Source organism: Terrabacter sp. P5_B1, from assembly GCF_056400505.1.
In genome coordinates, this window is sequence record NZ_JBFULD010000136.1 from 1 (window position 1) to 10,452 (window position 10,452).

At 69.3% G+C, this 10,452-nt stretch carries 10 protein-coding genes and 1 pseudogene; 3 read left to right on the top strand and 8 right to left on the bottom strand.

What is annotated here, in order from left to right; all coding sequences use genetic code 11:
• Nucleotides 1-67 precede the first annotated feature (67 nt).
• The 4 genes from AC1DP0_RS11385 to AC1DP0_RS11400 all read right to left on the bottom strand — a co-directional run bounded on the left by AC1DP0_RS11385 (nucleotide 68) and on the right by AC1DP0_RS11400 (nucleotide 2,900).
• The gene (locus AC1DP0_RS11385) at nucleotides 68-574 is read right to left on the bottom strand and encodes a hypothetical protein (RefSeq protein WP_478084672.1); all 507 of its coding nucleotides are present in this window, start codon (nucleotides 572-574) and stop codon (nucleotides 68-70) included.
• A 155-nt stretch (nucleotides 575-729) separates the two neighbouring features.
• Complete coding sequence (locus AC1DP0_RS11390; RefSeq protein WP_478084674.1) at nucleotides 730-1,011, bottom strand: hypothetical protein; 282 nt, start codon at nucleotides 1,009-1,011, stop codon at nucleotides 730-732.
• Nucleotides 1,012-1,064: 53 nt separating this feature from the next.
• Entirely contained in the window at nucleotides 1,065-1,985 is a 921-nt protein-coding gene (locus AC1DP0_RS11395) for a tyrosine-type recombinase/integrase (RefSeq protein WP_478084676.1), read from the bottom strand.
• Nucleotides 1,986-2,093: 108 nt separating this feature from the next.
• Nucleotides 2,094-2,900 (bottom strand): maleylpyruvate isomerase family mycothiol-dependent enzyme, encoded by an 807-nt coding sequence (locus tag AC1DP0_RS11400; protein ID WP_478084677.1) that lies wholly within the window; start codon nucleotides 2,898-2,900, stop codon nucleotides 2,094-2,096.
• A 791-nt stretch (nucleotides 2,901-3,691) separates the two neighbouring features.
• On the opposite strand from AC1DP0_RS11400, the gene AC1DP0_RS11405 reads away from it, so the two are divergent.
• Complete coding sequence (locus AC1DP0_RS11405; protein WP_478084688.1) at nucleotides 3,692-4,060, top strand: hypothetical protein; 369 nt, start codon at nucleotides 3,692-3,694, stop codon at nucleotides 4,058-4,060.
• Between the two features lie 173 nt (nucleotides 4,061-4,233).
• Here AC1DP0_RS11405 and AC1DP0_RS11410 read toward each other — a convergent pair.
• Nucleotides 4,234-4,646: pseudogene (locus tag AC1DP0_RS11410) on the bottom strand (IS1380 family transposase); the annotation flags it as partial.
• A 404-nt stretch (nucleotides 4,647-5,050) separates the two neighbouring features.
• Nucleotides 5,051-5,713, bottom strand: a complete 663-nt coding sequence (locus AC1DP0_RS11415) for a Type 1 glutamine amidotransferase-like domain-containing protein (RefSeq protein WP_478084679.1) — start codon at nucleotides 5,711-5,713, stop codon at nucleotides 5,051-5,053.
• Nucleotides 5,714-6,051: 338 nt separating this feature from the next.
• Here AC1DP0_RS11415 and AC1DP0_RS11420 point away from each other — a divergent pair, with 338 nt between their 5' ends.
• Nucleotides 6,052-6,648: a hypothetical protein gene (locus tag AC1DP0_RS11420; RefSeq protein ID WP_478084681.1), complete on the top strand. Its 597-nt coding sequence runs from the start codon at nucleotides 6,052-6,054 to the stop codon at nucleotides 6,646-6,648.
• Nucleotides 6,649-7,035: 387 nt separating this feature from the next.
• Here AC1DP0_RS11420 and AC1DP0_RS11425 read toward each other — a convergent pair whose 3' ends face one another.
• Nucleotides 7,036-9,090, bottom strand: a complete 2,055-nt coding sequence (locus AC1DP0_RS11425; protein ID WP_478084683.1) for an amylo-alpha-1,6-glucosidase — start codon at nucleotides 9,088-9,090, stop codon at nucleotides 7,036-7,038.
• Nucleotides 9,087-9,455 (bottom strand): SCP2 sterol-binding domain-containing protein, encoded by a 369-nt coding sequence (locus tag AC1DP0_RS11430; protein ID WP_478084685.1) that lies wholly within the window; start codon nucleotides 9,453-9,455, stop codon nucleotides 9,087-9,089. The genes AC1DP0_RS11425 and AC1DP0_RS11430 overlap by 4 nt, the downstream gene beginning before the upstream one ends.
• Before the next feature lie 211 nt (nucleotides 9,456-9,666).
• On the opposite strand from AC1DP0_RS11430, the gene AC1DP0_RS11435 reads away from it, so the two are divergent.
• A partial coding sequence (locus AC1DP0_RS11435; protein ID WP_478084686.1) for a DUF4011 domain-containing protein occupies nucleotides 9,667-10,452 on the top strand: 786 nt, incomplete at its 3' end.

Genomic DNA, 10,452 nt, shown 5'->3' on the forward strand with positions numbered 1-10,452 from the left:
CGCTCGGCGGCATGTCCGGACGTTGCAGCGATGGTGAGACCAGATGGCGCCCGTCCGATCTTCAGCGCTAGCAGTGGGCGGCGCTCAGCACGTCGGCCTCGGTACCGCGCCGAAGCGTGTCGTGTGAGTCGGCGTAGAGGAACTGCGAGATCGAGAGCGAGTTGACCTGACTCATCGTGAAGTCGATCCCGGAGGCGCCGTCCTCGGGGTCCCTTTGCACGTAGAGCGACATCGCATCCTCTGGTGCGATCTCCAGCGTTGTCAGGGAGCGGACGCTGTCGCGATCGGTGCTACCGAGCAGAGGCCAGGTGATGAGGRGCCCTCGCTGGAGCGCTTCGCACTTGAACTGCCATCTCGCTTCTGTCCCGGCCGGTGGGCTCTTCTCGAGCTGCGCGGTGGCCTCGAATACGGCGCGGTCGGGAGGGGCGCTGCACACGACCATTCCTCCGACGGTGTTGCCGTGACTGTCACGGCCAACGACAACGAAGCCGGGCGGTCGTGGCGTGCAACCGCCAAGGAGAAGGGCGACGATTCCTACGACGGCGCTGGCGGCGAGCCTCCTGGTCGTGGACATGCCCGAAACTTAGGGCTGAACGGCGGACTGCAGTCACCCTTGTTTCGGCAGCGACACCACATTGTGACGAGAAGCGGACTCATCGGCAGGACCGACCGCACCATCCGCGGCATGTCCGGATGTCAGCGACGCCGTGAGGAAGCCCACCTCGATGGTCACCGCTGCTTGATGGCGCCGCGCCCCCACCAGTCAAAGGGGTCTTGTTCTTGCAGGAGGCTGGCGGCGAACTCGACATCGTCGAGGTTGCAGAACTTCCAAAGCTCCTTGGCCGCCCGGGAGTATTGGAAGAGGACCCGGTCGACGTCGAACGCGTCGAGTTGACCGGTATGGAAGTCGTTGAGCGCGTCGCTGACGTGCTCGAGCAGTTGTCCCAGCTGCTGCTGGTGGTATGCGGCGATGGCCTCGCGCGCGGCCTGACGTTCTGACTTCGCCGTCATCTATTTAGGCTAGTGCGACGAGACTCCGGTGCCCACTGGTGCCCGGGTGCTGCTCACGTTCCTGAGGCCATGTAGGCGGCGAGGATGTAGTTGGGGTGACGGTCGAGGTTCTTGCGGGCTCGGTCGTAGCGCATGGTGGTGCGCGGGTCCGCGTGCCGGGCGGCGATCTGGACATCTCGTAGGTCGACGCCGGCGTCGAGCATCGTGGTGACGAAGGTGTGACGCAGCATGTGGGGGTGCATCCGGGACGCGTGCACTCCACCGGCTTCGGCCAGGTGGTGCAGGCGCCGGGTGGCGCAGTGTCGGTCCATCCGGGTGCCGCGGCTGGTCCGCAGGATCGGGCCGCCCCCGCGCGCGGCGACGGCGCGGTCGATCGCGCGCGCGACGGCGGGTGGCAGCGGGGTGAGGACCACTTTGCCGCCTTTGCCGTGCATGCGTAGGACGCGGTGACCGTGTTCCTCGCCGAGGTGCTCGATGTTGGCGCCGCACGCTTCGAAGATCCGCAGGCCGAGCAGGCCGAGCATTGCCACGAGCGCGAAGTCGTTGAGGTTCGCGGAAGTTCGGGCGGTGGAGAGCATGGCCTCGAACTGCAGGTGCGTCAGCCCGAGGGTGGGCGACTCGGCGGCCACGTTGGGGCGGCGGACGTACTCGGCTGGTGAGTGCGCCAGGACGGCGTCGATGACGCAGGTGCGGTAGAACCCGGCGACAACGGCCAGCCGTCGGCTGACGGTAGAGGGCTTGTAGCGGCGGATCTCCTGCATCCATCGGACGTAGAGCTCGACGTGGGCTCGCTGCGCCGCGAGCGGGTCCAGGCCACGCGCACGGCACCAAGTCAGATAGGCGCGGAGGTCGGAATCGGTGTGGACACGAGACTGACCCTTGAACCGGGCGAGGTAGGCCGCCGCGGCGAGCCGGAGCGGATCCGTTTCGGGTGGCAGCAGAGTCGCGATCGCGACGTTTTCTTGAGTACTCATCCCCGAGGGTGCCTCCGCTGCCCGCCGACGGCAACGTCCTCACATGCCCCTCGGCGGCATTTCCGGACGTTGGCCGGCGGCTTCCGCTTTGCTCGCTTCGGTGCCCGGTCAACCGCTGACATGGGCGGTGTTGTCGAGCCAGTGCTGGGCGAGGCCGGAGTCACCCTCGACACTGATGTGGGCCGCGGGGTCCGCGAGAGGAAGTCGTCGAGTCAAGGCCAGCAGCAGTGATCTTGCTGGGCCGCTCACCGTGACGTCGGCCCGCTGCCTTCTGTGCTGCCACGTCGCCCGGTCCGGCTGGCGTTCGATGAACCATGCGCCAGACTCGTCAGCGATGTCGGTGGCGGCCCACTGCAGGGTCTGCCCGGTGCCCCGTAGAGCCAGGGCGGATTCCGGCCGCTGCAGCTCCCATGTGGGCGAGGTGAGCATCGCGAGGTGGTTGCTGACGAGCGTGGCTGCGATGTCGGCGTCGATGTCGAGCGGCCGACCGGCGGTGTTGGCGGCGTCGAAGCCGTGAATGACCGCCTCGTTGAGGATGGTGGACAGCCAGAACCGGGTCCCGGACCGCTCGTCAGCCGCCGGGTTGAACACGGGCGCGTCGAGTGCGTCGTCAGGGCAGGCGCTGACGATCCGTTGCGCGGATGCCGACAGCCACGCCTGCCAGTCGTCGGAGTCCGTGGGCAGCTCGGCGAACTCGGCCGGCAGTAGCGTCGGCTCTGTGATACGCCCCTCGATGATCTCCGCGACCCAGTGCTGGGTCTGACCCACGTGTGCGACCAGGTCAGCGATTGTCCACGCCGGGGCGGTGGGCACGCCAGCGGCGGGTCCGGCGGCGACGGCTGATTCGCCCAGACGCCGGGAATGTTCGACGATGCCCTGCCGTGCGCGTTCCGTGTTCAACTCTGTCATTGACATTGGGCCCCCCACGGCGCGCGGTTTGTTTGTTCGGCGAGCGTAGTCGCCCGCGGAGCGGCACCGTCGGACGTCGTCCGACGAGCGGCATGAGCGTGCGTTAGGGCCAGTGCCGCTCGACCGTGAAAGAGCCAGGAATACGCCACGCGCTACATCGGCGCTCTGAGCGGCGCGGTCCTGGTGCCCTGGCGCTGGTGCAACGGGTGGACCCAGAGGCGGAGTCCGCCTTGGCGGCAGTGCGGTGGGCCGTCGACCGGGTCCTGTGGAGGCACCGACGAAGGCGCCGTAGTCGTCCCGGTAGAGCGGGCAGTACGACCTACCCGTGGCCATTCGATCGGCTCCACCCGCAACCAGCGAAGCGGGACCGCTGCGCTCCAATGCGTTGCGGGGACGGCGCTGCGGTTGGCGGCGTACCGTGATGCTCGCCGCTCACATTTGTCAGCGGAAGGGGCAGCGCGGAACCTGAAGGGGCCGCGCGCACGTATGGGGGGATCATCGTGAATAGTGCAATACCTCTGCGTCGCCGACTTGTGGCGGCGGTGGCCGTCGGGGGGGCCAGCCTGTTGACGAGTCTCAGCCTGTCGGCCACGAGCGCCTCGGCGCAGGCGCCGACGTTGGCTGTGGTTGGCGCGGTAGTTGCGCCGAGCGCCACGACGGCGGCCACGGTCACTCGGACCACCGCAATCGCGTACGGCCAGAACGGGGACATYCCCGTSSCAGCGGACTTCACCGGTGACGGACGAGCAGAGATCGCGGTRTTCCGGCCCTCCACCGGGACCTGGTACATCCGGGGCGTGTCAGTCGTGCGCTACGGCAACCCGGGCGACATCCCGGTCCCCCGCRACTACGTCGGCRGCWCCGCSGMCSAGATCGCGGTRTTCCGGCCCTCCACCGGGACCTGGTACATCCGGGGCGGGTCGACCTTTCCCTACGGGCAGAACGGTGATGTGCCCGTGCCGGCGCGGTACACCAGCACGAGCGTCAAAACCGCCGCCGTCTGGCGGCCGTCGAACGGGACCTGGTACATACGCGGTGGCAGCACCATCTCCTGGGGTGTCCGCGGTGACATCCCGCTCGCCGGCAACTTCCTCGGCACCTCCGTTGCGGACCAGGTCGTGTTCCGGCCTTCCAACGGCACCTGGTACCTGCGCTGGCAGGAGTGAGACGACCACGCCAACGCACCCTCCGGGCATGACCCATGGACGCCCCTACCCCAGGGGGCGTGGTCATTTCTCTCCCCGGCGCCGAACGTCACGTGGCTCCAAGGAGGGTCGTTCGGGCTCCCGCTGAGGGCACCCACCCGATGAGCCCGTGGCCTGCGCTGTTCTGACTCGCTCTGCTTCTGGTGGCCGTGGACCTCGATGATCGTGTCGTCGACATCCAGCAGGGCGTACTCGCCGGTAGCCGGTGCTGTGCCGATGCCCTAGTGCACACCCGAGCCGGTCCCGAGCCGGGTGCGTGCGGCCAGTGCGAGCAGGAACCCGGCTGCGACCGCGTCGAGCTGGCGCACGTGCCCGAAGGTGAACGCGGGCAAGAACGACCCGAGCGTCGAGGGCGCGTATGCCGAGCTGAAGACCTTGCCCAGCCGCCGTGGCGGAGCACCGCCATGTCATCGATGCTGTCCGCGCCAACGACCATCCCACCCACGATCGAGGCGACTTTCAGGCCGGCGTTCGCACCCTTGTCCGTGGCCACCGTGAGGCGCTCCTCGGTCAGCGTGCGTAGGCCGGCGGCGTCGGCCAGCGCCATGCCCGGATGGCTACTTCGATCGCCGTGGCGTTAGGCCGATTGCAGCCCGACGCAACTCGCGCTCATCGGCACGACAGGAAGAGTGCTTCCGCGTTCCATCGGCGCACTGGGTCAGACCCAACCACACCGCCGCACGCCCTCTGGCTCGTCGCGTCACCGCAGGTCAGCGGGTTTCAGCCATACGCCACGAGGGCGGGGCATGGCTGCAACCCTCGCTGGAAGTCGTGCTGCAACGAACGCTGTAACCCTCGCTGTAATCACGACCCCGGGCCGGCCAACGTGGACAGGCTACTGGACCCGGGCGGCGGCTTCGCGCGTGGCTGCGGCCTTCGCTCTGCGCGGTGGTCGCTTGAGCTGTTTCGGCGGCGTGGTTGCTGCCTCGAACAGAGCGCGCAAGCGATGAGCTACAGCCCGAACGAGTGCCACTCGCCTTCGGAAACCACCTCGACAGAATCGCCGAGGACCTTGATGGCGGTCTGCTCGTCGATGGCATAGGCCGGGACGCCGATCTCAGCGGCCCACCGCTCCGCGTCCGCAAGGGTGTTCGTCGGGAAAGCATTCAAGTGAGGGAAGATCGCGAACTCCACGAGCCCCAAAGTCCGATCATCACTGGCCGCCGGCCAGTTGACGAAGTCCGAACCGATCCGGGGTGCCATGACCATGCTCCCGGCGCTCACTCCGACCCAGGTCGTGTCGGTCAGGGAGGACAGGTGGTCGGCCAGGCCGGATTGCCGCAGCCAGTGACACAGGTACGTGGCATCGCCGCCGTCAACGAGCAGGACGTCGGCCTCGCGGATCCATTCGACCCAGCGCTCCGTGCCGATGGTGGGTAGGGCGGTGAGTTCGAGGACGCCCACGGACTTCCACTCCAGCGAGGTCATGGCGTCTCCTGGGCCCCCGCCGCTGACGAAGCTGCGCACCGATCGCGGCCCGCACATGGGGTGCCCCCATTGCGCGGTCGGGATGCAGAGCGCGGCTGATTCGGAGATCGGCTTGCCCAACATGCCGACGAGCGCATCGCGGATGCTTGTGTTCCTGACGCCGCCCGAGGTGAGAAGTAGCTTCATCGATGGGGCTCCTTGGCATAGCTGGGACTTTGTGGCAACGGACGGGCCCGTGGAGGTGCTCTGGGTGTTGACGGGTGTTGACACCGTACACACAGACCATCCCCGCGTCCTGGGCGGATGCCTCGTGCCCCCCATGATGCCGCTCCGCACGTGCCTGGGATGATCACCGGCTTCGCGAAGGGGTGGCCGTGAGGGCGGGGCCCGTCCTCGGACCAACACGCGGCATACAGCCGTGCAGTGGAAGGTGAGCTCGTGCCCGTTCCGGTGTACCTCCCAAACGGGCATGACAGCTGGGGAGTTCGCCCCGCGCGTCCGTGTCCGACCCCACAATGGCAGTCATGGGGGAGCAGGGGCATGTGTGGATCGGGACCAGCGCGTCAGCCACCCGCCGGCCGTCCAAAGCGGCGCGCAGCCGGATCCCCGCGGTTGCGCTGGTGCTCGCCATCACTGCGGCCGCCGCGGCCGGGTGCGGTACGGCCAGGTCGGGCGCGGCGGGCGCCAGCCCGGCACCGTCCGAGGGCGGGTTCGGGTGGTTCGCCTACGGCGATCCGAACACTGCCGGTGCGAGCGAGCTTGCGACTCCCGTCGACGCGGCCGAGCGTGCCGGACTTCGGCTGCCGGAGCACGCCAGCGTGCAGAAGGTCGAGACTCAACCAGCCACCGGATTCGCCGAGAGCTATCTGTTCGTCTTCCAGGCGGGCGCCGCCGCGGCGGCCGGCATCTGCACCCAGGACGGTCTCGGCGGCCCGCGCGCGGTTCCGGCCGACCGGACGGTCGTCAACGAGAGCATGGGCCGCCCGCCGGTGACAGCAGCCTCACTCTGGTGCGAAGGCACGTCACCGACGGACCCACGCTGGTCTCGGCGCGTCCTCATCGACCCAGGCGACCCCGCAACGGTGCACCTGCTGCTGCAGCGGACCGGCTCGAGCAGTTGACGATGCCGTTCGCGATCCCGAAGCAGGTCGTAGAGGGGCTCCACGACTGCGACGACCCGTGGCCGGCGACGTCGCGCTACTGCCGCGCGTCGGCCGGAAGCGGGTCAGGCGCAGCCTCAGACCACACCGCCGCCGACCCCCCACCTGCGGACCCGGCAACTGTTCGACCACCTCGGACTCGCCGTATCTGAGGCACGTCACTCTCACGGACCGAGCGGGACTGACCTGTCGGTTCCAACGGTGCCCCAGGAGCATGCACACGATGTTGCGTCGCTCCGGGACTGGTCCTCGCACCAGCCGAGCGGGCGGACCTTCCCGGTCGTCATCGGGGTGGACTGACCCCGGGCGCAGACAGCCTGCGCACCGACGGGGCGGGCGGCGTGAGGCCTACCCCTGCTCGTCGACGTCGACGTCGACCAGCCCGCGGCCGAACGCGTCGATGCGACCCCACCGACCAGGTATGTCCAGCAGCTCGATCCGGCCGAACGAGACCGGCACGGCCGGGTCCACGATGAGGTGGTCGTCGATGGTCTCGAGCCCCAGCATGGTGCGCAGGAACAGGAGCGGTGCGCCGGTCGACCAGGCCTGCGGGCTGCACGCCGTCGGGTACTGGACCGGGTACCTCGTCAGGGCGCGCTCGTAGCCGCCGAACGCCTCGGGCAGCCGGCCCTCGAAGAAGTCCGCCGCGTCGAGCACCCCTGCGGCGACGCGGGCCGCCTCCGTCTTGAAGCCGTAACGACGGAGCCCCCACGCGATGAACGAGTTGTCGAAGGGCCAGACCGAGCCGACGTGATAGCCGATGGGGTTGTAGCGCGCCTCGCCCTCGGCCAGCGTGCGGATTCCCCACCCGGAGAAGAGCCGCGGTCCGAGCAGATGCCTGGCGATGGCGGGCGCCTTTGCGGCGTCCACGATTCCGCTCCACAGGAGGTGGCCGACGTTGGAGGAGAGGGCGTCCACGCGCGTCCCGTCGGGGCCGAGAGCGAGTGCGTAGTACTCACCGTCCTCCACCCAGAAGTCGCGGTCGAAACGGGCCTTGAGGTCCGCAGCCTGCCGTTCGAGGTCCTCGGCGAAGCCCGGGTCGTTCCAGAACGACCGTGCGAGACGTGCGGCCCGGACCTTGGCGTCGTAGGCGTAGCCCTGCAGCTCGCAGGTGGCGCGCGGAAACCCGGGTATCCGGCCGTCACGGTAGGAGATCGAGTCCCACGAGTCCTTCCAGCACTGGTTCTCGAGACCGGTCTCCTCATTGCGCCGCTGGTACGCGATGTAGCCGTTGCCCTGGAGGTCGGCGTAGGTGTCGATCCAGTGGAGCGCGGCCCGCGCCTCCGGCTCGAACTCGCGGACGAGGTCGCTGTCGCCGGTCCACCGCTCGTACTCGTCCAGCAGGACGAGCCACAGCGGTGTGGAGTCCGCGGAGCCGTAGTACGGCGAGTGGGGGCGTTCCTGGAAGGCGGTCAGCTCCCCGTACCGCAGCTCGTGCAGGATCCGGCCCGGGTCCTCGTCGCGGAAGTCGTCGACGCGGCTGCCCTGCCAGTCGCCGAGCACGCGGAGCGTCGTCGCCGCGAGCTCCGGGGTGAACGGCAGCGACTGCAGGCTCGTCAGGATGCTGTCGCGGCCGAACATCGTCATGAACCACGGCAGGCCGGCCGCCGGAAGGCTTCGGGCGCCGGCGATGGCGGGCGAGAACCGCAACGCCGCGAGGTCGACGAGGCTGCGGCGGTAGGTCGCGGCGAGCTGGTCGGAGTCCGTCACCAGCCGGGGCGCGGCGGAGAGCCAGGCGTCCAGCTCTTCCAGCCGGTTGCGGTGCGTGCCGGAGCTGCCCCCGGGGAGGACGCTCGGGACCCCTTGTCGCACGGTGGACGGTCGGACGGAGAGCTCGGTGGTCCAGGACCCGTGCGGCTCGATCCGCACGTCGAACTCCAGGCCGCCGTCGTCGACCTTCCCTGGGGCCTCGGAGGACGAGACCGTGGTCGCCCGGTGGAACGTGTCCCGCTCGTACGACATGACCAGCGTCCCGTCCTCCACCCGCGTCCCGTACGTTCCTTGCTTGGTGAGGGCGTCCTTCACCTCGAAGAGGTCGGCGAAGTCGCAGCCCACGTCGATCCGGATCGCGAGGTCCACCGCCTTTTCCTGGTGGTTCAGCAGGCGGAGGCTCTCCCGGAAACCGTCGCCGACCGCGCGCTGTCGGATGACGGTGAGATTCGCGTTGACGTAGACGGTGCCGGTGCCCGGGACGAGGAAGAACCGCGTCTCGAAGAAGTTCAGGTCGTCGGTGGACAGGGCGGTCAACCGCTGGCCGCCCACGGTGAGCACCCAACGCGAGAGGAACCGGGTGTCCCATGCGAAGAGCCCTGCCGGGTCGGTGGCCGAGGCCTCGATGTCGCCTCGGCGGTCGCTCACCACGAAGGTGTTGCCGTCGAGGATCCGCACGAGTCCGTCGGTCATGTCGGACGATCCCTTCCGGAGGTGGGGCGCGGCGCGTCGACTGGCATGCAGGAGAACAGCCGTTGTGCGAGCACCAGCAGCTCGGGGTCGCCCTCGACCGTCAGCGCGCCACGGAGCAGGGATGCCATCGTGCTCGTCCGGCCGCTGACGAGGTCGTCGAGCTCGGCTCGGCTGCAGGTGCAGGTGGCGTCCGCCGGGGCGTCGTCGCTCGAGACCGCCAAGTCACCGTGGTCGATGGTCACCGTCCGGTCGACGGGCTCCTGGCCGTCCGCGGCCACGAACCGCACGCGCGCGCTCACTCGCCGCAGCAGCGGTTCGTGCCTGCGGCGAGCCAGTTCGTCGAAGAAGTCCGCAGTGGATGACATCGTGATCGCCTCTCATCAGGCTAGCCACCGGCGTGCCCGCCTGTCGGCGAATCGTCGACGCCAGCACCCCGCCGTCGATCGCGCGAGTGTCTGTCGCGTCCCGCGTCCCTGCCGAGCCAGTAGGGCGTATGCCGCCTGCTGACCGCCGATTCCTCGCCGCGGTGGTCTGTCGGTGGCCGGAGTACCCGGAATCGTTCGTTAGCCTGCTGGAATGACCGAAGCCCTCAGGACCGACCCTGCCCTCCCGGCCGAGTCGCCCTCGGGCGACCCGCGCGCCGACCGCGTGGGGGCTGCCGTCAGGACGTGGCAGCGAACTCTCGTCGACCTCGGCGGTCGCAACACGCTGCTCTGGTACCGCGACCTGCCCTCCGGCACGCTCGACCTGACGACGGCCCACCCCGGCGGCGTCTCCATGCTGCTCGCCGGACGCCGGACCCGCCTGTCCGATCTCGTCCGCGAGCCCGCGGCCTTCGAGGAGGCGCGGCGCCGGGTGCGCGCGATCCGCTCCAAGGCTGTCGAGCTGCGCGAGGAGCGTGGCATCGCGGCCGGCTTCATCGCCATCGGCATGGCGACGTGGTCGGTGCCCCGCGCGGCACGCCCGCCGGCCTCACCGGTCCTGCTGCGCTCGTGCGTGCTCCGCCCGACCGGCGCGGCGCAGGAGGACTTCGAGATCGACCTCGGGCCCGAGGCCGAGTTCAACCCGGTGCTTCGCGAGTACCTCCGGTCCGAGCAGGGCATCGAGATCGACGCCGATGCCCTCGCCGACCTCGCGAGCGCCGGCAACGGCTTCGACCCCTACCCGGTGTATGCCGCGCTGGGCCACGCGTGCGAGCGCGTGCCCGAGTTCGAGATCACGCCGCGGCTCGTCCTCGGCACGTTCTCCTACGCCAAGCTGCCCATGGTCGCCGACCTCGCCCTGCAGGCCAGCACCCTCGCGGACCACGACGTCGTCGCGGCGCTCGCCGGTGACGAGTCGGCGCTCGCCGCGGTGCGGCTC